At 71.0% G+C, this 22,582-nt stretch carries 17 protein-coding genes; 7 read left to right on the top strand and 10 right to left on the bottom strand.

What is annotated here, in order from left to right; all coding sequences use genetic code 11:
- Positions 1-119 precede the first annotated feature (119 nt).
- A complete protein-coding gene (locus ACIBBB_RS17780; protein ID WP_398983387.1) occupies positions 120-1,268 on the top strand; it encodes an ROK family transcriptional regulator in 1,149 nt (382 codons plus the stop codon).
- A 119-nt stretch (positions 1,269-1,387) separates the two neighbouring features.
- Here ACIBBB_RS17780 and ACIBBB_RS17775 read toward each other — a convergent pair whose 3' ends face one another.
- The 5 genes from ACIBBB_RS17775 to ACIBBB_RS17755 all read right to left on the bottom strand — a co-directional run bounded on the left by ACIBBB_RS17775 (position 1,388) and on the right by ACIBBB_RS17755 (position 10,794).
- Positions 1,388-2,959: a GMC family oxidoreductase gene (locus ACIBBB_RS17775; protein WP_398982889.1), complete on the bottom strand. Its 1,572-nt coding sequence runs from the start codon at positions 2,957-2,959 to the stop codon at positions 1,388-1,390.
- A 40-nt stretch (positions 2,960-2,999) separates the two neighbouring features.
- The gene (locus ACIBBB_RS17770; protein ID WP_398982887.1) at positions 3,000-4,670 is read right to left on the bottom strand and encodes an APC family permease; all 1,671 of its coding nucleotides are present in this window, start codon (positions 4,668-4,670) and stop codon (positions 3,000-3,002) included.
- Entirely contained in the window at positions 4,667-6,136 is a 1,470-nt protein-coding gene (locus ACIBBB_RS17765; RefSeq protein WP_398982885.1) for an aldehyde dehydrogenase family protein, read from the bottom strand. The genes ACIBBB_RS17770 and ACIBBB_RS17765 overlap by 4 nt, the downstream gene beginning before the upstream one ends.
- A gap of 279 nt (positions 6,137-6,415) precedes the next feature.
- On the bottom strand, positions 6,416-7,750 hold the full coding sequence (locus tag ACIBBB_RS17760) for an SWF or SNF family helicase (protein ID WP_398982883.1): 1,335 nt from the start codon (positions 7,748-7,750) through the stop codon (positions 6,416-6,418).
- The gene (locus ACIBBB_RS17755; protein WP_398982881.1) at positions 7,747-10,794 is read right to left on the bottom strand and encodes a DEAD/DEAH box helicase; all 3,048 of its coding nucleotides are present in this window, start codon (positions 10,792-10,794) and stop codon (positions 7,747-7,749) included. The genes ACIBBB_RS17760 and ACIBBB_RS17755 overlap by 4 nt, the downstream gene beginning before the upstream one ends.
- Before the next feature lie 212 nt (positions 10,795-11,006).
- Between ACIBBB_RS17755 and ACIBBB_RS17750 the strand changes: the two genes are divergently transcribed.
- Together ACIBBB_RS17750 and ACIBBB_RS17745 are read left to right on the top strand one after the other, a co-directional pair.
- Positions 11,007-12,086: a fatty acid desaturase family protein gene (locus tag ACIBBB_RS17750; RefSeq protein ID WP_398982879.1), complete on the top strand. Its 1,080-nt coding sequence runs from the start codon at positions 11,007-11,009 to the stop codon at positions 12,084-12,086.
- 125 nt (positions 12,087-12,211) lie between these two features.
- Complete coding sequence (locus ACIBBB_RS17745; RefSeq protein ID WP_189107215.1) at positions 12,212-12,394, top strand: hypothetical protein; 183 nt, start codon at positions 12,212-12,214, stop codon at positions 12,392-12,394.
- Between the two features lie 93 nt (positions 12,395-12,487).
- On the opposite strand, the gene ACIBBB_RS17740 is transcribed toward ACIBBB_RS17745, so the two are convergent.
- The 3 genes from ACIBBB_RS17740 to ACIBBB_RS17730 form a co-directional block, all read right to left on the bottom strand.
- Complete coding sequence (locus ACIBBB_RS17740; RefSeq protein WP_398982877.1) at positions 12,488-13,405, bottom strand: hypothetical protein; 918 nt, start codon at positions 13,403-13,405, stop codon at positions 12,488-12,490.
- A gap of 116 nt (positions 13,406-13,521) precedes the next feature.
- Entirely contained in the window at positions 13,522-13,827 is a 306-nt protein-coding gene (locus tag ACIBBB_RS17735; RefSeq protein ID WP_398982875.1) for a hypothetical protein, read from the bottom strand.
- A 127-nt stretch (positions 13,828-13,954) separates the two neighbouring features.
- Positions 13,955-14,554, bottom strand: a complete 600-nt coding sequence (locus ACIBBB_RS17730; RefSeq protein WP_398982873.1) for a methyltransferase domain-containing protein — start codon at positions 14,552-14,554, stop codon at positions 13,955-13,957.
- 162 nt (positions 14,555-14,716) lie between these two features.
- On the opposite strand from ACIBBB_RS17730, the gene ACIBBB_RS17725 reads away from it, so the two are divergent.
- On the top strand, positions 14,717-16,126 hold the full coding sequence (locus ACIBBB_RS17725) for an NADP-dependent succinic semialdehyde dehydrogenase (protein ID WP_398982871.1): 1,410 nt from the start codon (positions 14,717-14,719) through the stop codon (positions 16,124-16,126).
- 249 nt (positions 16,127-16,375) lie between these two features.
- Positions 16,376-17,170, top strand: a complete 795-nt coding sequence (locus ACIBBB_RS17720) for a SigB/SigF/SigG family RNA polymerase sigma factor (protein ID WP_398982869.1) — start codon at positions 16,376-16,378, stop codon at positions 17,168-17,170.
- Positions 17,171-17,261: 91 nt separating this feature from the next.
- On the opposite strand, the gene ACIBBB_RS17715 is transcribed toward ACIBBB_RS17720, so the two are convergent.
- Positions 17,262-19,232: an ABC transporter ATP-binding protein gene (locus ACIBBB_RS17715; RefSeq protein ID WP_398982867.1), complete on the bottom strand. Its 1,971-nt coding sequence runs from the start codon at positions 19,230-19,232 to the stop codon at positions 17,262-17,264.
- 574 nt (positions 19,233-19,806) lie between these two features.
- Between ACIBBB_RS17715 and ACIBBB_RS17710 the strand changes: the two genes are divergently transcribed.
- A complete protein-coding gene (locus ACIBBB_RS17710; protein ID WP_398982865.1) occupies positions 19,807-20,226 on the top strand; it encodes a roadblock/LC7 domain-containing protein in 420 nt (139 codons plus the stop codon).
- Between the two features lie 136 nt (positions 20,227-20,362).
- On the top strand, positions 20,363-21,382 hold the full coding sequence (locus tag ACIBBB_RS17705) for a DUF6397 family protein (RefSeq protein ID WP_398982863.1): 1,020 nt from the start codon (positions 20,363-20,365) through the stop codon (positions 21,380-21,382).
- Positions 21,383-21,402: 20 nt separating this feature from the next.
- Here ACIBBB_RS17705 and ACIBBB_RS17700 read toward each other — a convergent pair whose 3' ends face one another.
- Positions 21,403-22,392, bottom strand: a complete 990-nt coding sequence (locus tag ACIBBB_RS17700; protein WP_398982861.1) for a fibronectin type III domain-containing protein — start codon at positions 22,390-22,392, stop codon at positions 21,403-21,405.
- Positions 22,393-22,582 lie beyond the last annotated feature (190 nt).

Genomic DNA, 22,582 nt, shown 5'->3' with positions numbered 1-22,582 from the left:
GCCTTCGGAGCGGTGGCGGCGCGGCACCGCCGCCGCCCGAGGCTGGGAGAGGAACGTTGACCGCCAACACGGTGAGACCCGAGAAGCGCACGATCCGGCGCGGCACCAACCTGCCGCGCATGGGGGACTTCAACGAGTCCGTGATCCTGGATGCCATTCGCCGGCACCCGGCGGGCCTGAGCCGAGTGGAACTCGCGCAGGCCACCGGCCTGTCCGCGCAGACGGTCTCGAACATCACGCGCCGGCTCCTCGACCAGGGCGTGGCCCGTGAGTCGGGGAAGATGAACACCGGCAGCGGCAAACCCCGCACGCTCCTCGAAATCGTCCCGACATCACGCTACGCCGTGGGAGTCCACCTCGACCCCGCCGTGATCACCTGCGTCCTCGTGGACCTCCTCGGCACGGTCGTGGGACATCGCAGCCAGCGCACTCCGAGCGGCGGAGACACCGACGGGACCGTCGCCGACATGGCCGCCTCGGTGCGCTCGCTGGTGGCCGAGTCGGGGATCGACGACGAGCGGGTCCTGGGCCTGGGCATCGCCGCGCCGGGGCCGATAGACGCGTCCGCCGGCTGGGTGGTCGACCCGCCGGAGCTGCCCGGCTGGGGACGGTATCCGCTGCGCGACCGGCTCAGCGAGGCGACCGGGCTTCCGGCCCTCCTCGACAAGGACGTCACGGCCGCCGTCGTCGCGGAGCGCTGGGCCGGGGCGGCCACCGAAAGCCGCAACCTGCTCTTCTTCTACCTCGGCACCGGCTCCGGGATGGGCCTGGTGGTCGAGGACACCGTGCTGCGCGGCGTCTCCGGGAACGCGGGTGAGGTCGGCGGTCTCGGCGCGGCCTGCTCCACGCGGACGCTCGTCGACGAGGCCATCGCGCTGGGCGTTCTCGGCGCCGAGTACACCGTGCTGGATCCGGCCGACGCCCAGCGCGGTCTGGAGCGGCTGGCGGCGCTCGCCGCCGAGGGCGACGCACAGGCGGACGGCATCATCGAGCGCCTCGCCATCCGCGTCGGCCGGGGAGTCTGCGCGGCGGGGACACTCCTGGACGTCGACACCATCGTCTTCGGCGGCCCGACGTGGCTCCTGCTCGCGCACCGTCTTCTCGCGACCATCGAGCCGATGGTCGCGCGGTCCCCGTTCGTCAGGGCGACCCACCCGACGACGGTCCTCTCCACCACGCTCGGCGAGAACGTGGCGGCGATCGGAGCCGCGTCCCTCGTCCTCGACCAGGCACTCTCCGCCCAGCCCAGGTCCCTGCTGCTGGGGTGAAGCGGGGCGGCACCGAGCACCGCGCGACGAAGCCGCCCGCCCCTCAGGGGGTGGCGGGCTCCTGGCCGGCGTCGGCCGGTGACCGTCTTGGTGACGGTGACCTCGGGTGCCGGCTCCGCTCAGCCCGCCTTGATCATGTCCGCGCACTTCTCGCCGATCATCATCGTCGTGATGCCCGGATTGACCGTCGGCAGGAACGGCATCACGGACGCGTCCGCCACCCTCAGCCCGGTCACCCCCTTCACCCGCAACTGAGGGTCGAGCGGCGAGTCGGCGTCGTCCACCGCCCCCATCCGCACCGTGCCGGCCGGGTGGTAGACGGTGTTGTGCGTCTTACGGATGTAGTCCAGCAGCTCCTCGTCGGACCGCGCGTCCGGCCCCGGCGCCAACTCCTGGCCCTTCCACCCCACCAGGGGCTCCTGCGCCGCGATCTCGCGGGCCAGCCGCAGGCCGTACGTCATCACCCGGATGTCGTGCTCGTGGGTGAAGTAGCGCGGATCGATCTTCGGCTTGTCCCTGAAGTCGCGCGTACGCAGCCGGACGGTGCCGAGCGACCGGGCGCGCGTGACGTTCGGCGTCAGACAGAAGGCGTTGTCGGTGGTCGGGTAGCCGCGCCGGTAGGTGTTCATGTCGAAGGGCACCGAGCCGTAGTGGAACATGAGGTCCGGCCGGTCCAGGCCCGGTTCCGTGTCGGCGAAGATCCCGATCTCCCACCACTGCGTGGACCTGGTGACCATGGGCTGCCGCGCCTCCCACATGATCACGCCCTCCGGGTGGTCCTGGAGGTGCGAGCCGACTCCGGGGGAGTCGACCCGGACGTCGACACCGCTTTCCCGCAGATGGCGGGCCGGGCCGATGCCCGACAGCATGAGCAGCTTCGGCGAGTCGATCGACCCGCAGGAGACCACGACCTCACGGCGCGCCGCGACGGCGCCGCTGTGCACCGTGTCCGGTTCCAGATACTCCACCCCCGTGCAGCGCCGCCGATCGGTGGTGTCGTCGAACAGCAGCCGCTTCGCCTGGAGCCCGGTGCGCACCTCCAGATTCGGCCGCCTGCCGAGGACCGGGTGCAGATACGACACCGAGGCGGACGAACGGGTCCCGTCCGGGTGGGAGTTGATCTGAAACCAGTGGGCTCCCCGCAGCACCGTCCGGCCCGTGTTGAACGGCGTGGTGGGAATGCCCGCCGCCGCGCAGGCCTCCAACAGGGCGATCCCGCAAGGGTCGTTCGGCGGGATCGTCATGATGTTCACCGGGCCCGAGCGGCCGTGGTGGTCGCCGGGCGCGTCGTTGGTCTCCAGCCGCTTGTAGAGCGGGAAGCACTCGGCGGCGCTCCACCCGGTGCAGCCGAGGGTGCCCCACTCGTCGAGATCCTCCGCGGGCGCCCAGAAGGCGATGCACGAGTTGTGCGAGGAGCAGCCGCCGAGGACCTTGGCGCGGGCGTGCCGCATGAAGTCGTTGCCGTTCTCCTGCGGTTCGATCGGGTAGTCCCAGTCGTAACCGGACTCCAGCAGCTCCATCCACCGTTCGAGCTTCAGGACGTTGTCGTCGCCCACGTCCGAAGGACCGGCTTCCAGTACGCAGACGGTGACGTCGGGGTCCTCGGTCAGACGCGCGGCGATGACGGCCCCGGCGGTACCACCGCCGACGACGACGTAGTCGAACTCGGCCACGGGGCGTGCTGCGGACATCGCTTCTCCAGGTGCAGGGGTTGTGGGGGTGTGCGGGCGGCTACTCGGCGGGGGTGGGGGGAGGCCCGGCGGGTGTTGTCGGGTCGGAGGCCTGGAAGCGGTGCTCGGCGAGGACCCCCGTCTTGTGCCGCTGGACGAACCAGTAGTAGGCGAAGCCGCCGCCCGCGACGATGCCGACGAAGAGGAACGCGCCCCAGCGCAGATACCAGTGCTGCGGGCCGGTCGCGTTGTACACCTCGGCGCGCGGCCAGGCGAGGTTGAGCGACATCGCGCCGCCCCACAGGACGGCGAGGATGTTGACGGGCAGTCCGAACCGCCCGAGCGAGAAACCGCCCTCCACCGGCTGCCACTTACCACGCAGCCGTTTGATCAGCATGGGTACGGTGACCATCAGATACGCCACATAGATCATGATGATCGCGATGCTCGTGATCACCGAGAAGATCTGCGGCTGGTTGATGTTGACGACCAGGATGACGACGCCCACGACACCGATCAGCACGGCGGGGATGACCGGCGTGTGGAAACGCGGACTGACCCGGGCGAGCACCGATCCCGCCGGCAGGTTGTTGTCCCGCGCCATGGCGAACATCAGCCGGATGCCGGCGGCATGCACCGCCAGTACGCAGACGGTGATCGCGATGACGACGCACCACAGGAAGATCTCGCCGATGGTCGACCCGAGCGTGCTGAGGACGACGAACTGGAGACCGTCCGTCGAAAGCCGCTGGGACCCCAGATCCGGCACCGCCAGCAGGGCGAAGAGCAGGATCAGCCCGCCGAGGAGGAAGGACGCGACGAGCGCGCGCAGGATCGCGCGCGGCGCGTTGCGGCGCGGGTTGTGCGACTCCTCGCCGAGCGACGAGGCCGTGTCGAAGCCGTACATGACGTACGCGGAGGCCAGCGACGCGGTGAGGAACGCGCCGAAGTACCCGAGGGTCTCGCCGGTGCCGTGTCCCTGGGTGTCGGTCAGCACGGTCTGGGGGCCACGGGTGATGTGGGCGGCCAGGAAGATGATCAGCGCGACGGCGGCGATCAGCTCGATGAAGACACCGGCCGAGTTGATCCGCGCCATGAGTTTGACGCCGAAGGCGTTGACGACGGTGGAGAAGAGGATGAGGACCGAGCCGAGGAGCACGGCGTTGGCCGCGTCGTCGTACTTGCCGGTGCCGTCACCGATGAACTGGAAGGTGCTGTCGATCTGCGGCAGCGTGACCTGGTACGCCAGTGCCACGGCCGACAGCGTCACCATGGTGGCGGTCATCATCATCCAGCCGCCGAGCCAGCCGACGTGCGGACCGCCCATGTTCTTGGACCAGTTGTAGATCGAGCCGGCGACCGGGTAGCGGGCGGCGAGCTCGCAGAAGCACAGGGCCACCATCAGCTGGCCGACGAAGACCATCGGCCAGGACCACCAGTAGGCCGGGCCGCCGAAGCTGACACCGAAGAAGAAGAGCTGGAAGGTGCCGGTCAGGATCGAGATGTAGCTGATGCCGGCGGCGAAGGTGTGGAAGTTGCCGAGGGTCCGCTTGAGCTCGGGCCGGTAGCCGAGCGCGCCGAGCGCGTCGTCGTCGTCCTGGGTCTGGGTCCGGGCCCCTGGAGCGGGGGGCTCGGGGTCCCCCGGACCCCCGGGAGACGGCCGGCCCCCGCCGCCCGGCCCGGCCGGTTCCGGGTCCGGTTCCGGACCGGTGGGCGTACCCGGCGTACTCACTCGAACCACCCCTGAGGACTCGGCGAGAGATTGCGCCACACGTGCTTGGCCTCCTGGTACTCGGCCAGCCCGGCGGGCCCCAGCTCACGCCCGAAGCCCGACTGCTTCATCCCGCCCCATTCGGCCTGCGGCACGTACGGGTGGAAGTCGTTGATCCATACGGTGCCCGCCCGCAGCCGCGACGCCACGCGCTGCCCGCGCCCCACGTCCTGCGACCAGACAGCCCCGGTCAGGCCGTAGACGGTGTCGTTGGCGAGCGCCACCGCCTCGTCCTCGTCCCTGAACCGCTCGACCGTGAGAACGGGTCCGAACGACTCGTCACGCACCACCGACATCCCCGGAGCGCAGTCGTCCAGCACGGTCGGCGGATAGAAGAACCCGTTGCGCAGCTCCGGGTCGCTGGGGCGCTTTCCGCCGCAGCGCAGTACGGCGCCTTCGGCGAGCCCGGCCGCCACGTACGCCTCGACCTTGTCGCGGTGCGCCGCGGAGATCAGCGGCCCGGTGCGGGCGTGCTCGTCGAACGGGCCGCCCATCGGGATCCTTTTCGCCCGCCGTACCAGCTCGTCCACGAACGTGTCGTGCGACCCGTCCTGGATCAGCAGTCGCGCGCCGGCCGAGCAGACCTGCCCCGAGTGCAGGAACACCGCCGTCAGCGCGTAGTCGACGGCGCTGTCGAAGTCGGCGTCCGCGAAGACGATGTTGGGATTCTTGCCGCCGAGCTCCAGGGCGACCTTCTTCACCGTGGGCGCGGCGGCCGCCATGATGCGGCGGCCCGTGACCAGCCCGCCGGTGAACGAGACCATGTCGACACGCGGGTCCTCGGTGAGCGGCGCGCCGGCCGTGGCACCGGCGCCGAGGACGAGATTCGCCACCCCGTCGGGCAGCCCGGCCTCCGTCAGCAGCCGCATCAGCATGATCGCCGTGTGGGGGGTCAGCTCGCTCGGCTTGAGAACGAAAGTGTTGCCCGCGCCGAGCGCGGGAGCCACCTTCCAGGAGGTCTGGAGCAGCGGATAGTTCCACGGGGTGATCAGCGCGCAGACGCCTACCGGTTCGTGCACGACGCGGCTGTCGACGCCGGGGTCGCCGGTGTGGACGATCCGGTCGGTGCCGCCGGCGGCCGTCAGGTTGCCGAAGTAGCGGAAGCAGTTCGCGATGTCGTCCATGTCGTACTCGCTCTCGACGAGCCGCTTCCCCGTGTCCAGGGACTCGGCCTGCGCGAAAGCGGCCTTGTCCCGCTCCAGCAGTTCGGCGACACGCAGCAGCAGCCTGCCCCGATCGGCGGTCGGCGTGCCGGGCCAGGGGCCACGGTCGAAGGCGTCACGGGCGGCCTCGATCGCGGCGGCCGCGTCCTTCGGGCCCGCCTCGTCCACCGTGGCGACGAGTGTGCCGTCCGCCGGGCAGCGGATCTCGCGGACCTGACCGCCGACGGCGGCGGTCCACCTGCCACCGATGAACAGCTCCGGCATGGCGGCCTCCTCGGGATCGGATGAGTGGGGCACCGCGAGAGTCGACTGTGGTGCTCTATCAACAGAGAGTAAGGAGCCGGGGCCGTGTCCGCCTTCCGGGAGAGGCCGGTACGGAGGCGGCGGCAACCGCAGGCGCCCGCATCCGTGGCGGGCGGGGCGCCGTACCCGTGGTCGTATCGGGGAGGCGGCTGTGCGGCTCAGTCCGGCCCGGCGCCCCGGATCGCGGCATCCCTGTACCGCGCCCGGAGCCCCCCGCCTCAGCCGCGCGGCGGCGTCAGGTCAGACTTCCGCCCCGAGGCCGGCCAGTGCCGACGCCGGGTCGGGGGCCGGTGGGCCCGCGGGGGCCCAGCGGGAGCCGGCCTTGCGGTACGGCCACCAGCGGCCGTCGCGGCCGTAGCGGAGCTGTGTGTCCGCTCCCACGACCGTCCAGCGGCCCGCCGTCCCCGCGCGCAGTCGCGGGCGTTCGCCGCCCTCCCAGGCCCCCGCCAGATCCGCCTTCGCACGCGCCAGCGCCTCGGGTTCCGGGTGCCACTCGTCCTCCAGTACGGCGAGAGCCGCCGCGCCGCCGTGACGCCAGGCGTCCACCGCCAGTTCCAGTTCGGCGCGCTGCCGGCCCGTGCCCCCGGCGAGCCGCACCGCGATCAGCGGATCGGCGGACGAGGCCGCCAGCCGGACGGCGTCCTGACGGGGCGTCAACTCCACATCGAGCGGCTGCCGTTCGTGCCCGGGGGACAGCGCCTCCATCAGCAGCCGCAGCGCGCGCGACGCCGCGTCGGCGGCCAGGAACTCCAGGGCGTCCGCGTCGATCCCGGGTGGCGGCTCCGCCTCCGTGTCCAGGGACGGCGGCAGGCCGGGCTCCTCCGGGACCGGCGGGGGAGGGGGCAGCGGCGGAAGGATGTTCCGCGCCGCGAACGCCTGGTCCGCGCGTACACCCTCGGGCTCCCCGACAGTCGCTCCACCCGGCTCCGCGTCCGCGCCCCCGGCCGGATTCTGTCCCGCCCGCGCGGCCCGCGCCGAACGCACCTGCAACTCGTCGAGCAGCTGGCGCTCGCCCCGGCCGCGCATCAGTAGGAGGACGAAGGGATCCTCGTCCAACAGACGCGCCACCTGGTAGCACAGAGCCGCCGTGTGCGGGCAGAGATCCCACGCGTCGCAGGCGCACTCCGGCTCCAGGTCACCGATGCCGGGCAGCAGTTCGACCCCCGCCCCCGCCGCGTCCTCCACAAGATGCGGCGGCATGTCCCGGTCCAGCAGCGCGGCGATGTGGCCCGCGCGCTCGACCGCCATGTCCAGGAACCGGTCCCACTCCTCCGTACTGAGCTGCTGCAACAGCACGTCGCTGCGCTGCGCCGTGCCGTCCCTGTCCCGTACGACGGCCGTGATTCGCCCGGGTCGTACGGAAACCGCCCCGACCGCCCCCTCGCGTGCCTGCTTGCGGCCCTTCTTGAGCTGCTGCGAGTCGAGCGCCGTGTCTTCGAGGGCCTTCAGCCACGCCCGTCCCCACCAGGTCTCCGCGAAGGCACGGCCCCACGCGGGCGGCAGGGCGGCGAAAGTGCGCTCGTTCCCGCCGTCCGTACCGCGACCGCCGCCGCTGCCACTGCCGGCTCCGGTCATCGCGCACTCCCTCGCAGCTCGACCAGATCGGCGAGCTCGTCGTCGGTCAGTTCGGTCAGTGCCGCCTCGCCGCCGGCGCCGAGGACGGAATCCGCCAGGTGCTGCTTGCGTGCCAGCATGTCGGCGATCCGGTCCTCGATCGTGCCCTCGGCGATCATGCGGTGCACCTGCACCGGCCGGTTCTGGCCGATGCGGTACGCGCGGTCCGTCGCCTGCGCCTCGACGGCCGGGTTCCACCAGCGGTCGAAGTGCACGACATGCTCCGCGCGGGTCAGATTGAGACCGGTGCCCGCCGCCTTCAACGACAGCAGGAACACCGGGACTTCACCCTCCTGGAACCGCCGCACCATGGCTTCGCGCCGCTGCACCGGTGTGCCGCCGTGCAGGAACTGCGTCGGGACGCCCCGCGCGGCCAGATGCTGTTCGAGGAGCCGCGCCATCTGTACGTACTGCGTGAAGACGAGCACGCTCGCCTCCTCCGCGAGGATCGTGTCGAGCAGTTCGTCGAGCAGCTCGACCTTCCCCGAACGCCCCGCGACACGCGGCGAGTCGTCCTCCTTGAGGAACTGCGCGGGATGGTTGCAGATCTGCTTGAGCGACGTCAGCAGCTTCATGACGAGGCCACGGCGTTCCATGCCGTCGGCCGCCTGGATCGCGGCGAGGGTTTCGCGTACGACGGCCTCGTAGAGTCCCGCCTGCTCCGTGGTGAGGGACACCGCCCGGTCGGTCTCGGTCTTCGGCGGCAGCTCCGGCGCGATGCCCGGATCCGACTTGCGGCGCCGCAGCAGGAACGGCCGTACCAGCGCGGACAGCCGCTCCGCCGCCCCCGGATCGCCGCCCTCGACCGCCTGCGCGTAGCGCGTACGGAAAGTGGCGAGCCGGCCGAGGAGGCCCGGCGTCGTCCAGTCGAGGATCGCCCACAGCTCGGAGAGGTTGTTCTCCACCGGAGTGCCGGAGAGGGCGACGCGGGCCTTGGCACCGATCGTGCGCAACTGGCCGGCCGTCGACGAGTACGGATTCTTCACGTGCTGCGCCTCGTCGGCGACGACCATGCCCCACTCGGCGCCGGCGAGCTTCCGCGCGTCCAGACGCATCGTGCCGTACGTCGTGAGCACGAACTCGCCGTCCGCGAGGGCGTCCAGGCTGCGCGACGCGCCGTGGAAGCGGCGCACCGGTGTCCCGGGTGCGAACCGCTCGATCTCGCGCTGCCAGTTGCCCATCAGCGACGTCGGGCAGACCACCAGGGTGGGACCCGCCGCCGACTCGTCGCTCCGGCGGTGCAGATGGAGGGCGATGACCGTGATCGTCTTGCCGAGACCCATGTCGTCGGCGAGACACCCGCCGAGACCGAGGGAGGTCATCCGGTGCAGCCAGTTGAGGCCGCGCAGCTGGTAGTCGCGCAGTGTCGCCGTGAGGGCCGCCGGCTGGCCGATCTCCTGATCCGTGCCCTCCGGGTCGGCGAGCCGGTCGCGCAGCGCCGCGAGCCGGCCCGAGGCGTGCACCTCGACCCGGCGCCCGTCCACCTCGGTGGACCCGGTGAGGACTGCTCCGAGCGCGTCGACGGGGGTGAGCTTGCGGTCCTGGCTCTCCCGGGCGCGCTTGGCCTCCTCGGGGTCGATGAGGACCCACTGGTCGCGCAGCCGCACGACCGGGCGTGTCGCCTCGGCGAGCCGGTCCAGCTCGGCGCGGGTGAGTTCCTTGTCGCCCAGCGCGAAGCGCCAGTTGAAGGCGAGAAGCGCGTCGGCGGAAAGGAAGGACGGCAGGTCCGAACCGCCCTTGTCGAAGGCTCCGCCCCCGGGCGTGTCGTCCTCGTCGTCGGTGGCTCCGCCCGGCGTGTCGCCGGACGGGCCGATGACGGCGCGCGCCGTCAGCCTGCGCGCCAGCGCCTTCGGCCAGTGCACCTGGACACCGGTGGCGGCCAGCGCGCGGGAGGCCTCACCGAGCAGTTCGGTGACCTCGTCGTCGGCGAGGTCGATGGCGTCGGGCACCGTGGCCGACAGGAGCGGGGTCAGCGGCGGCCAGGCGCGCGCGGCGCGTCTGAGGGCCAACAGTGCGTCCAGCCGGGCCCGGGGGCCGAAAGCGTCGCCCGAGCCGTCCACGGCCCCCGTACCGGCCCACACGTCGCCCGCGTCGGCGACGACCGTCGGATCGCTGACGCTGTGCATCTGCAGGACGGCGCGGAACGCCGCAGCCGATCCGAAGGCGTCGCCGTCCGGGGAGCCGCCGTCGTCGTCCGGGACGGCGGCCAGGCCGGGCAGCTCGACCCGGAGCGACAGCCGTACGCCCGCGTCGTGCCCGGCGGCCACGTCGGCGGCCCAGCCGCGCAGTTCGGGCAGCCGACGGGGCTCCGGCGCGGCGAAGGCGGGAGATCCGGCGGCGATCGGCGCGGCGGGCGTGCGTACGAGACCGTCGGCGACCGCGTCGAGGAACTGTCGCAGCAGCCGTTCGGGCTCGGGGAGCAGGAGCGGGCCCGTCGCCGTCGCGTCGAGCGGTACGGCGTGCGCGCCGGGCGGCATCGAGGCGGCGAGCGCACGGATGCGCTCCAGATCGTCCGCGGCGACGGGCCCGGCCCGCCAGGCGTCATGACCGGCCGCCGAGAGGCCGGGCAACAACTTGCCACGCGCGGCGAGTTGCAGCGCCAGCAGAGCCGCGGCGCCCCAGAAGGCCGCCGCGGGCGACGCGTGCGCGACGGCCCTGGCGCGGGTCAGCACCGGCAGCGCGTCCCGTACGGGCAGCGACAGCGCCGGAACGGTACGCGGGCTCACGTCGTCGCCGACGACGGTCAGCTCCCCGACGGACCAGCCGGGCGGAGCGGCGCCGTCCGGGTGCCAGAAGGCGATCCGGCCGGCTCGGGCCGGGTCGGCAGGCAGGAACAGGGCGTCGCAGCGGGCGAGTTCGGCGATCTGGGAGGGCGTAGCCGCAGGCGGCCTGTATACGGCGATGACACGTTCCTCAAGTTTGACTAGTGAAGGTGGAGCGGCCGAGGGTACCTCGCCCCGGGCGCCCGTGGACGGCCTCGGACGGTGACAAGAATCATGGGCCACGTCAGGGGTGTAGGCAGCACCACCCCCTCGGTCGGGAATAGCCCCCATCCGCTCGGGGTGTTGGCCGCATGGCCTTGGAGGCCCAACTCCGCGTAGCTTTCTCCCGGTCGGCGCGATCAAGCTTCAACCGCGCCACTCGAACGGCCTTACAGACCTGCCATTTTCGACCTAAACGATCTACACGATCGTCGGCCTACAGACCGGAGACCGACATGTCCCAGGCCCCCGCAGAAGTCGCGGAGACCCCCACCCCCGGCCCCGCGGCCGCCCGCACAGGCGGCAGCGACTTCGCGCCCCTTCTGCGGACGGTCAGGGAGCAGGGCCTCCTCGAACGGCGGACCGCCTGGTACGCCCGCGACATCGCCGTCAACCTGATCGAGCTGGCGGCGATCGTGACCGGCCTGGTGCTGCTCGGAGACTCGTGGTGGGCGCTGCTCCTGGCCCCGGCGCTGGCTCTCGTGTCGGCCCAGATGTCGTTCATCGCGCATGACGCGGGCCACGCCCAGATATTCGCGACGCGCGGTAAGAACCGCGCCGTACAGCTTTTCCACGCCAATCTTCTGCTCGGAATGAGCCAGGACTGGTGGAACGACAAGCACAACCGGCACCACGCCAGCCCGAACCACCTGGAGAAGGACCCGGACGTCGGCGCCGACATCCTCGTCTTCGCGCAGCACCAGACCGGCGGCCGCAAGGGATTCCGCCGCTGGCTCACCCGCCACCAGGCCGTGATGTTCTTCCCGCTGACCACCCTGGAGGGCATCGCCCTCAAGGTGTACGGATTCCAGTCGGTCTTCTCCCGCACCACCAAGCGCCAGACGCCGGGTGAGCGCCTCCTCGAAGGCTCACTGCTCGTGATCCACGTCGTCGCCTACCTCGCGCTCCTCTTCACCACGCTCAGCGTCGGACAGGCCGTCGTCTTCCTCCTGATCCACCAGATGATCTACGGCCTCCACCTGGGCATGGCCTTCGCGCCGAACCACAAGGGCATGAAGATCCCGACCGAGGAGGAGTTCGCGAGCTGGGGACACCTGCGCCGGCAGGTTCTCACCTCCCGCAACATCCGGGGCGGTCTCTTCACCGACTGGTTCCTGGGCGGCCTGAACTACCAGGTCGAGCACCACCTCTTCCCGAGCATGCCCCGTCCGCACCTGCGGCTCGCCCAGCCGGTGGTCCGCGCGTACTGCGACGAGATGGAGGTCTCCTACCTGGAGACGGGCCTGGTCGACTCGTACCGCCAGGCACTCGGACACCTGCACGAGGTCGGCGCACCCCTGCGCGCCGCTGCCTGACCCCGCGGTACGGATCGCCGCTCACCGGCGCATCGGACACGCGGAGACCGCATAGTGGAACTGGCGGACGTTCGCGAGCGTTCTATCTGCAGTGAGCGGCTTCGGCCGCGAAGGAGGCGTCGAAAATGTCGAGTAGGGCAAAGATCGCTGTCGGGGGAGTGGCCGTCGGTCTTCTCCTGATCCCATTCATCGGATTCTGGATGTCGCTGCTGGTGGTGCTCGGCGTGCCCGCCGTGGCCTATCTGATGCTCGACCCGTCGCAGCGCCGTCGGCTCAAGCGCATAACGCGCAAGGAGATCGGCCGCTGACCCCACGCCGACCTGCGGAGTAGCCCCCGTACGCGCATCGGACCCAGATGCGGTCCCGCAGCCGTACGGGGGCCCCGTGAGGCGCCGAGACGGTCAGGACGGGCGAACAGCGATCCTGTCGAGCGCTTCGAGGAGCTTCGGCAGCTCCGGCCCGCGGCCGACCGGCAGCACTTCGTTCGGTTCGTCGTCCAGCAGGATGTAGGCGATGTCGTCGGTCCTGGCGACGAGGGACCAGCCGGGGCCGTCGGCCCGCAGCATGCGGGCGCCGGCGGGCGCGAAGCCGGAGCGGATCCGGCCCGGCGGAGGTGACGACTCCAGGTAGCCGTGCAGCTCCTTCAGGACCCGCCGTACCCCGTCGTGGAGGGCTTGCGTGTCGTCGAGTTGCCCGTCGTCCCGCGTGGCCTCCGATTCGGCCTTCTCCTCGGGGGGCTCCTCCGCGTCGCCGTCTCCGTCCTTGACGGAATCCGCGTCGGCGCCGGCGGCCGCGCCCGTCCGGTGCTCCTCGTCCTCGGAGTCGAACTGTTCGCGCCAGGCTTCCCACTGAAGCGCGATCTCGTCCGCGCCGAGACGGCGCTGAGCCGATCCCCAGCTCGTCGTGTCGGGCGGCGCGAGTGGCGGGCTCGCCCCGTCGTCGTCCACTCCCGGCTCCGGATCGGGGTCGTGCGGCGCGGGGATGCCCGGAGCCGCGACAGAGAGGGCCAGCGGCCAGCCGGGAAGCGCCGCCACCACCGTACGTTCGTCGGGGGACAGGTCGTACTCCATGCCGCAGTCCCACGCGGCGATGGCGACGGCCACCAGCGACACATCGTCGACGGCCACGGTCCAGCGCGCGCCGCCGCCGTCCTGGCCGAGCACCAGACCGTATCCGCGGTCGTACGGCTCCAGCCCGAGAGCCGCGCACGCCTCGGGGAAGTCGTCGCCGAGCACACTGGGGAACTGCGCCGGTGTCAGCAGTACGGCCGACAGCACAAACAGCGCGTCCTCATCGGCGGATTCGTCCGTACCTGTCACGGCACCTACCCATCCGAACGGTCGTGTCCGATCAGTCGTCGGCGCACCTTAGCCAGTCGGCCGCCCGGCCGTCGAGAGGTGGGAGGTCACCCGCGCGCGTCCGGGGCGCCCCTCCGTCACGCGGCAGGCAGCCCCAGGAGGCTGCGTGCCACCTTCTCGGGCGACTCGTCCCGCTCGCGCGCCAGCGCTATCACCGCACGGCACGCCAGCTCGCTGACGCCGAAGGACAGGGCTTCGGGGGAGACCCAGCCGGACGCCTCGTCCATCCGGTCCTGGTCGTCGTCGGCGGTCGCCGCCACGTAGGAGGCCGCCGCCTCGAACAGGTTGTGCTGCCGTGTCCGGGTACGGGGGGACGCGGCGGGCTCGGCGACCGGTGTGACGGTCCGGCTCGGTACGAGCAGCCGACGCAGCTTGTCGAACATGGTCCGTCCACCTTTCGCGCATCCCCCGGGTCCCCCGCCTCCTACCAAGGTTGGATACCCGTTCACGCGACGGTGCACTCGGCGCGGCCGTCCGGGGTACGCGGCCGTTGCGGGTGTCCCCGCCGGCTCAGCCCTCACGTACGGCGAGCGCCAGGAAGCGGGCGTCCTCGTCCACGTAACGGACCATCCGCCAGCCCGCCCCGGTGAGCAGGGGACGCAGCATGCCCTCGGCGCGCGGATCGTCCGGTGTGATCCGCCGACCCTGCCGGGCGGCCAGCGCGGCGCGTCCGATCGGGTGGAAGAGCGCCAGACGGCCACCAGGCCGTACGACCCTCGCCAGCTCCCGCAGATTCGTGGCCGGCTCGGGCAGATGCGCGATCAGTCCCGCGGCGAAGACCGCGTCGAGGGAGTGCGTGCGCAGCGGCAGGCGTGCCACGTCCGCGAGCAGCAGGGCGCCGACCGCGTCGCGACCGCTCCGTACGGCCGCCGCGAGCATCTCGGGGGTGAGATCGGCACCCAGCACCGTGCCCCGCGGCCCCACGACGTCGCGCAGGGCCGTCAGCGCCCTCCCGGTGCCGCAGCCCGCGTCCAGGACGCTGTCACCGGGACGTAGGCCCATCCCGGCCGCCGCGGCGGCGTAGGCCGGACCGTCGTCGGGGAAGCGCGCGTCCCAGTCCGCCGCGCGGGCGCCGAAGAATTCCTGTACGTGTGTGTGGTCGTGGGCCATGGGGACATGATCCCCCGCCACATACCGCCCCCGCCCCGCCCGCCCTGGGACAGAGGCGTACGCACGCGCGCCCCGGGTACCCGGACGGCCGCCGCGCCCGCGTTGCGGGCCCGGCCGTACCGCGCGAGTGTCGGAGAAACCGAGTCAGAGGAGGACTGTCCCATGCCCATCGCCACGGTCGATCCCGCCACCGGTGAGACCCTCAAGACGTTCGACGCCATGGGGCCCGACGAGATCGAGTGGCGGCTGGCCACGGCGGCCACCGCCTTCGACCGGTATCGCCTCACGGACTTCGACGACCGGTCCACGATGATGAACCGCGCGGCCGACCTCCTTGAGGAGGATCAGGACGAGATCGCCCGCCTCATGACCACCGAGATGGGCAAGCCGATCGTGGCGGCACGCGCGGAGGCGGCGAAGTGTGCCAAGTCGATGCGCTGGTACGCGCGGCATGCGCGGGAACTGCTCGCCGACGAACACCCGTCGGACGCCGACGTGAAGGACTCGGGCGCCGCACGCGCGTACGTGCGCTACCGCCCGCTGGGCGTCGTGCTGGCGGTCATGCCGTGGAACTTCCCGCTCTGGCAGGTCGTACGATTCGCCGCCCCCGCCCTGATGGCGGGCAATGTCGGTCTGCTCAAGCACGCGTCGAACGTCCCCCAGACCGCACTGTATCTGGGCGACCTCTTCAGGAGGGCGGGCTTTCCCGAGGGCTGCTTCCAGACGCTGCTCGTGGGATCCCGCGCGGTCGAGGGCATCCTGCGCGACCGCCGGGTGGCGGCGGCGACCCTGACGGGCAGTGAGCCCGCCGGGCGCTCCGTCGCCGCGGTGGCCGGCGACGAGGTGAAGCGGACCGTACTCGAACTCGGCGGCAGCGACCCGTACATCGTGATGCCGTCGGCGGACATCGACCGGGCCGCGCGGGTCGCGGTGACCGCCCGGGTGCAGAACAACGGGCAGTCCTGCATCGCGGCCAAGCGCTTCATCGTGCATGCCGACGTCTACGACGCGTTCGGTGAACGTTTCGTCGCCGGGATGCGGAAGCTGACCGTCGGTGACCCCATGGACGAGTCAACCGACGTGGGTCCGCTCTCCAGCGAACAGGGCCGCGCGGACCTGGAGGAGCTGGTGGACGACGCGGTCAACCGAGGCGCCATGGCCCGCTGCGGAGGGCGGCGTCCGGACGGGCTCAACCGCGGCTGGTACTACGAACCCACCGTCCTTACGGATGTCTCCGCCGACATGCGCATCCACCACGAAGAGGCCTTCGGCCCGGTGGCCACCATGTACCGCGTGGCCGATCTCGACGAGGCGGTGAACGTCGCCAACGACACCCCGTTCGGGCTGAGTTCCAACGTGTGGACGCGCGACGACGAGGAAGTGCGACGTTTCGTGGCCGACCTCCAGGCCGGCGGTGTCTTCTTCAACGGGATGACCGCCTCCCACCCCGCGCTCCCCTTCGGCGGCGTCAAGCGCTCCGGCTATGGGCGGGAGTTGTCGGAACACGGGATCCGCGAATTCTGCAACGTCACGACCGTCTGGCACGGCGCCGAACCGGACGGCAACGGCTGAGAGGCCGGCCGCACCCTCAGGAGCTCGTTCATCCGGATCAGCCCGGCCGGCTTCTCCCGCTCGGACCTCCACCGGGCTCTGCCCCTGAACACCCCTTGTTTGTCCGGTGTGTTCAGGGGCACACGCAGTTCGTGCTTCGGACAGGAGGCACGTCCGTGGAGCGGCGTACCGCTCCGGGCGTCGCCCGGCTGCCGGCCGTGCGCTCCCCGGGCGACGACGGCCGCGTCGAGCGAGGAGCTGAAGAGCATCATGACCCCTCGGGTGATGGCCTACCGGGTGCGGCACGAGGACGTTCCTGACACCTCCGAGGCCTTCGAGCGGGCCGCCCGGCTGCCGGACGGGCCCGAGAGGCACCGGACGCGCGGGGAGATCGTGTGCGCGTGGCTCCCGATGGCCGACAGGCTGGCCGGCCGGTTCAGGCACAGGGGTGAAGCGCTGGAGGATCTGCGGCAGGTCGCGGCGATCGGACTGGTGAAGGCCGTGGAGCGGTACGACCCGTACCGTGGCACCGCGTTCGAGAGCTTCGCCGTGCCCACGATCACCGGCGAGCTCAAGCGGCACTTCCGCGACCGCCTCTGGTCCGTCCATGTGCCCCGGCGGGTGCAGGAGCTGCGGGGCCGCGTGCGCGATGCCCGCGACGAACTGGCCCAGTGGCACGGGGTCCTGGCGCCGACGGTCGAGGAGATCGCCCTGCACTCGGGAATGACCGAGGACGAGGTGGTCACGGGTGTCGAGGCGATGGACTGTTTCAGCGTGTTGTCACTCGACGCGAGCCTGTCCTCCCTGGAGGACGGCCCCACCCTCGGTGACTCGCTCGGCGCCTGGGACGAGGCGTTGGACACGGTCATCGACCGCGAGTCGGTCAAGCCGCGGCTGCGCCGGCTTCCCGACCGGGAGAAGAAGATTCTCTATCTGAGGTTCTTCCGCGGGATGACGCAGAGCAGCATCGCCGAGGACCTGGGCATCTCGCAGATGCATGTCTCACGGCTGATCAACGACTCCTGCGCACGCATCCGTAGAGATGTGATGAGGGACGCCGCGTAGACGGTGACGGGATGGAGAGCGGCCGGTGGCCCGCGCCGAGGTCCTCGAAGCGCCGGACAGGGTGTCCGGCGCCCGAGAACGCTCCCGCGGATCAGGGCGGCGTCACCCTCGGTCCGCCCTGGTGCGGGATTCCGGTACCGGTGCCCGCCCCGTGACCGTACTGTTCCGCCTGCATGTGGAACATCGAGGCGTATCTGCCCTTCAGGGCCAACAGGCTCTCGTGGTTGCCCTGTTCGACGAGCCGGCCCTCGTGCAGTACGTAGATGAGGTCCGCGTACCGCACGCCGGACATCCGGTGCGTGACGAGTACGACGGCCCGCCGTTCGTTCGCCAGCCCCCGGATCCGGTCGAAGGCCGCGATCTCCGCTTCCGGGTCGAGGGCCGATGTGGGCTCGTCCACCACGATCACCTGGGCGTCCCGGTAGTGCGCGCGGGCCAGGCCGAACTTCTGCCACTGCCCTCCGGACAGTTCGGACGCCCCTCGGAACACGCGGGCCAGCAAGGTCTGGAAGCCGTTCGGCAGAGTCTCGGCGATCAGGTCCGCACCCGAGTAGCGCGCCGCGTCCGCCAGGTCGCCCCCGGCGTCCGGCCGGCCGATCTCGATGTTCGCCGCCGCCGTCACCGGCCACCGCTCGAAGTCCTGGGTGAGCAGCGACACCCGGTCGAAGATCTGCTCGCGGTCCGCCTCGGCGATGTCGACGCCGTCCCACGCCAGCCGCCCGCTGTCGGGGAGGTGAAGCCCGGCGAGCAGCTTCACGAGCGTGCTCTTGCCGGAGCCGTTCTCGCCGACCAGGGCGACCACCGAGCCCATCGGGATCGCCAGGGACAGCCCGGTGAGCGCGGGCGTCTCCCGGTCCGGGTACTTGAAGGAGACCCCCTCCAGGGTGATCGCCTTCGTCGGATCGGGGATCGGGAGCCCGCCGGACGGGATGGACCTGTTGGCGGCCTCGGCGAGGAACCTCTCCATGTCGCGTACGTACAGAGACTCCTCGTGCAGCGAGTTCGTGGTCATCACGAGAGCGCCCAGGCTCGCCGAGCCCGAGCGGACGGCGACGACCGCGGTGCCCGCCACGGCCAGATCCATCCGGCCCGACATGATGAGCGCGGCCATCGCCCCGTACGTGATGAGCGCGGCCACTCCCGACAGCGCGGCCGCGAGCAGTTCGGTGACCGCCTTGTCCTTCGCCAGCCGCGTCGCTTCGGTCTCCGCGCTGTCGGCCATGTTGCGGTAGTGGCGCAGGAGGAAGGGGCCCACGGCGTGCACCCGGATCTCGTGCGCCGCGGAGCGGGAGGTGAGCAGTCCGGCGATGAGTCGGCTGGCGCGCAGATGCTCGACCCAGGACATCACCGACACGTACCGCCGCTGGGAGACGCGCATGGCGCCCCAGCCGCGCGGCGCCGCGATCAGCAGGAGCATCGGCAGCAGCAGCGGGTGCAGCACGGTCAGCACACTGCCGACAGCGAGCAGCGAGATGATCCCGTTCATGGTGGCGACGCAGGCACCGATCATCCGCCGCGCCGAAGGCGGGCCGAACTGCGCCGTGTCGACAAGGCGACGGAACTCGCCGTCCTCGATCGCCTCCAGCTCGACCCGTGCGGCGGCGCGTAAGTACTGCTCGTTCGCGGCCCGTTCCACCTTCGGCTCCAGCCGGCCGGCCGCCGAGGTCGACCACGACGCCAGGAGCGCGCCCACCACCGCGACCAGCGAGCCGGCGATCAGGGCGGGTATCGCGTCGGAGACACGGTCGGCGGCGCTCCCGCCGGCCAGGAGTGAGCCGAGCACGGAGTTGACCACCAGCAGACCGAGCGCGGCCGTCAGCCCCTGGCCGGCCTCCGCGATGCCGACGGTCACCAGCGCCGGCCGGTCCGTCCGCCAGGCGAGCCGCAGGGTGCCCGCGACCATTCGCGGCATCGCGCGCACGGCGGACAGCAGGCTGAGTTCGAGCGAGGCCCACTCGTGGCCGGACCAGCCCGCGTCGTAGCGGAGCGGTCCGCCGAACAGTTCGCGTTCGCTGTCCGACACCGTGCTCTCGGTGGGCTTGGGACGCTTCAGCAATCTCACGCGGCGCCACCCCCGGCGTCAACCTGGCGCATCGGGGGCCGGGCGGAGACCAGCGGTCTCTCGAACGTGAGGTGAACGGCGGAAGGCGGGGAGACGAGCTTCATGGGTCCTCCAGGAGCGACGCCGAGGTGCCGGGCGTTGGATGAACGCTGCTGATCAAGCGGTCGTAACGGGGTGAGCGGTGCGAATTCTCGCCGGGAGAGTCGGAGTTGGCGGCGGCGAACGGTCGACGTCCGGGAATGTGGCCGTAATCCTGTGTTCGTTTCACTCAGGCCTCACGGGTGGCCCGATCGAGGGATTGCGTTGCGGTGGTGAATTGACGGAAGGGGTGGCTCGGCTCCGTACGCTGTGGAGGCGCCGTGATCTGCCGTCGGAGACGGCGCGAGGAGTTGCGAAGGCATACGGCCGGGGCGATGGTGATCATTCCGAATGACGGGAACGGCCGGTTCCGTGTGACGCTCCCACGCCGCTGGACGGCTTGCCCGCGAGCATCCGGTGCGCGAGGCTGGGCGACCGACGGGGAGATACGGGGCACAGGGCGCGGTACCTGTCTGAACGGGGAGAGTGGACATCAATGGCGTTGGAAGACGGACTTGACTGGCTTCTGGAGGATCTGACCGGTCGGGTCGAGCCGATACGGCACGCGCTTGTGCTGTCCAACGACGGGCTGGTGACGGGTGCGAGTTCCGACCTGGCGCGTGAGGATGCCGAGCATCTGGCGGCGGTCTCGTCCGGTCTGCACAGCCTCGCGCGAGGATCCGGCCGGCATTTCAACGCCGGCAAGGCGCGGCAGACCATGATCGAGTTCGATGAGGCACTGCTGTTCGTGACCGCCGCCGGAGACGGAAGTTGTCTGTGTGTGCTGAGCGACGCGGACGCGGATGTCGGTCAGATCGCCTATGAGATGACTCTGATGGTGAACCGCGTCGGCGAGCATCTCGGCATCGCGGTGCGGCAGTCGGCGCCTACGCACTCAACCGTCACGGACGCCTGAGAGTCCCGTCCGGAAGCGTGATGTGCGGGCCACCTCCGGGAGTCATGGATGAGTTATCCACAGGGCGAGCGGGATTCTTGACCCGGAGATACGGTTGTCACCGAGAGTAGTCAAGCACTCACGGGGGAGACCGCCGATGTCCGTCATGGAAATCTCGGAGACACTGGCCGCCGGCCGAGCGGCCCAGGAGCTGCGCCTGAGGCGGGGCGAGTTCGAGCTGGCCACACAGTTGGGACATGTCCGCACGGTCGGTGGGGCCGTGAGCGGCCGCCGGAGGGTGGCGCGCGGCGAGGTCGAGCGGCTTCGGCGGGCGCCGGGCTTCCCCGAGGCGCTGCGCCGGCGGGTGTGGACGGTGGGCACGGCCGAGGGGGCGGAGCTGATGGGCATCAGCCCCGGCCGCTTCACCCGGCTCGCGCGTGCGGGGTATCTGGTGCCGGTGCGGTTCTACCTCAATCGCTATCGAGCGGTGGTCTGGCTCTATCTGGCCGAGGAGCTACGAGCGTTCGCGAGCAGTGAACCGGGCCTGCTGGCCGGCCGGTTGCCGCGGACCGCGACCGGTGCTCCCGACGCCACCGAGGCAGACGGGGCGGCCGGGAAGGCGGCGGGCGTGGTGGAGGACTGCCGTCCGCGAAACTGGCGTGGCCGTCGTATCGGTCTGCTGCTGCACGAGAGCGACGACCGGTGGGAGCGTGCCGCGATCGTCGGTTCCGTGCTCGATCCGGTCCAACTCGCCGAGCTCGTACCGGATCCGTACGAGCGCGCGTGTCTGAACCGGCTGCGACCGGACCTCGCGCCGGGCCGGCCGGGATCGGAGGCGGGGCGCGAGACCGTACAGCGGCTGCTGACCGCCGACGATCCGGACGAGATCAACTGGCACCGGTCCAGCCTGACCGCGCTGCTGGCCGACGCCCGTCGGGACCGTCAGGCACCGCGCCCGAGCGGCACGACTCCCGTGGAGGCGGACGTACTCGCACCGGAACCGGCACCTGAGTCGGTACGGACATCCGTACGGGTGCGGACAGTTGAGCCGGTCCCGCACGGTGGCGGGCGAGGACGTCCGCTGCTGACCCGGCTGAGGATCGGGCGGCACCGAGAAAGGGAGGCCGGCCCATCCTCCGCCGCCGTGCCCGTCGGCGGAGGCGCGAACAGGCCCTAGGGTCCCTCGGTCCCGCCCGGTCAGGGCTTGGCTTCGCCGGTGACCATGGTGAGTTCGGGGGAGAAGCTGCCCCACTCGCCGTCCGGCAGCTTCGCGCGGATCTTCACCTTGTACGAGACACCGGGTTTCTTGCCCGCGAAGACACTCTCGGTGGTCCTGCCCACGGGCGCCTTGTTGCCCCAGACCAGCGTGGTGGTCAGGTTCCCGTTGAGATGGATCTCGTACGAGGGCACCTCACCGTCGACCTTCGGCGGCAGCCACGACAGATCGAGGTAGTACGCACCCTCCTTGACGTTCTTGTGCCGTGCGACCTTGAAGCTGATAGGTGCCGTGTCGGGGTCGTCGCCCGGGCCCTTCGGGGTGCTGATCTTCAGGGGCTCGCTGGCCGGGGAGGTGTTGTCGGCCGCGTCGCGGGCCTGGAGGGTGAACGAGTAGTCGGTGCCGGGACGCAGCCCGGCGACCTCGGCCTTGGTCGCGTCGCCGCCGACGCTGTGGATCTTCGAGCCGCCCTGGAGGATGTCGTACGAGGTAATGCCCTGGTCCTTGTCCGGTGCGCTCCAGGTGAGTTCGGCGCCCTTCGAACCCCGGTGCTTGCCGCGCAACTTCACGGGCTGTGCCGGAGCCTTCTTGTCCTCGGGAGCCACCGCGGGCGTGGTGACGGGTTTCTTCTGACTGTGCGGGGAGAGGTTCCCGGCGGCGTCCTTGGCCCGCACGGAGAACGAGTAGGCGGTGGACGGCTTCAGGCCGGTGATGTCGATCATCAGCTTCTCGGCGGGAACGTCCTTGATCTTGTCCTTGCCGCGGTACACCACATAGCCGCTGACCGCGACGTTGTCCTTGGCTGCTTCCCACATGACGTGTGCGGACAGCGCGCTGCCGGCCTGAACGCTGAGGCCGGTCGGGACCGATGGGGCCTGGGAGTCCTTGTCGTCACCGTCACCGCCACCGCAGGCGACGAGAGTGAGGGCGGTAGCGGTAACGAGCGCGACCTGGGTGGGGGTCCGTCGCACGATCGTCTCCTCCGTCGAAAGCAAGGGGCAATGGTCTAGACATATATGACACAGTGTCGCGTTCACTTCAAGAGGCGTCACCTCTCGGAATTCGAAATCGACGGAAGCCGGAGAATCGCCGGGGCCGCGCCGACCGCGCCGCACACCCGCCCCGGCGCACAATGACCTTGGCCCACCGGACAGCTGAAAG

The organism is Streptomyces sp. NPDC051217 (genome assembly GCF_044455465.1).
Lineage (GTDB): Bacteria > Actinomycetota > Actinomycetes > Streptomycetales > Streptomycetaceae > Streptomyces.
This window is presented reverse-complemented; position numbering and strand designations above follow the sequence as displayed.

Excerpts from the sequence above, each read along its gene's own strand:
- ACIBBB_RS17710 (WP_398982865.1), top strand. The coding sequence starts at position 19,807 with ATGGCGTTGGAAGACGGACTTGACTGGCTTCTGGAGGATCTGACCGGT.
- ACIBBB_RS17745 (WP_189107215.1), top strand. The coding sequence starts at position 12,212 with ATGTCGAGTAGGGCAAAGATCGCTGTCGGGGGAGTGGCCGTCGGTCTT.
- ACIBBB_RS17760 (WP_398982883.1), bottom strand. The coding sequence starts at position 7,750 with ATGACCGGAGCCGGCAGTGGCAGCGGCGGCGGTCGCGGTACGGACGGC.
- ACIBBB_RS17725 (WP_398982871.1), top strand. The coding sequence starts at position 14,717 with ATGCCCATCGCCACGGTCGATCCCGCCACCGGTGAGACCCTCAAGACG.
- ACIBBB_RS17720 (WP_398982869.1), top strand. The coding sequence starts at position 16,376 with ATGACCCCTCGGGTGATGGCCTACCGGGTGCGGCACGAGGACGTTCCT.
- ACIBBB_RS17705 (WP_398982863.1), top strand. The coding sequence starts at position 20,363 with ATGTCCGTCATGGAAATCTCGGAGACACTGGCCGCCGGCCGAGCGGCC.
- ACIBBB_RS17735 (WP_398982875.1), bottom strand. The coding sequence starts at position 13,827 with ATGTTCGACAAGCTGCGTCGGCTGCTCGTACCGAGCCGGACCGTCACA.
- ACIBBB_RS17750 (WP_398982879.1), top strand. The coding sequence starts at position 11,007 with ATGTCCCAGGCCCCCGCAGAAGTCGCGGAGACCCCCACCCCCGGCCCC.
- ACIBBB_RS17775 (WP_398982889.1), bottom strand. The coding sequence starts at position 2,959 with ATGTCCGCAGCACGCCCCGTGGCCGAGTTCGACTACGTCGTCGTCGGC.
- ACIBBB_RS17730 (WP_398982873.1), bottom strand. The coding sequence starts at position 14,554 with ATGGCCCACGACCACACACACGTACAGGAATTCTTCGGCGCCCGCGCG.
- ACIBBB_RS17780 (WP_398983387.1), top strand. The coding sequence starts at position 120 with ATGGGGGACTTCAACGAGTCCGTGATCCTGGATGCCATTCGCCGGCAC.
- ACIBBB_RS17765 (WP_398982885.1), bottom strand. The coding sequence starts at position 6,136 with ATGCCGGAGCTGTTCATCGGTGGCAGGTGGACCGCCGCCGTCGGCGGT.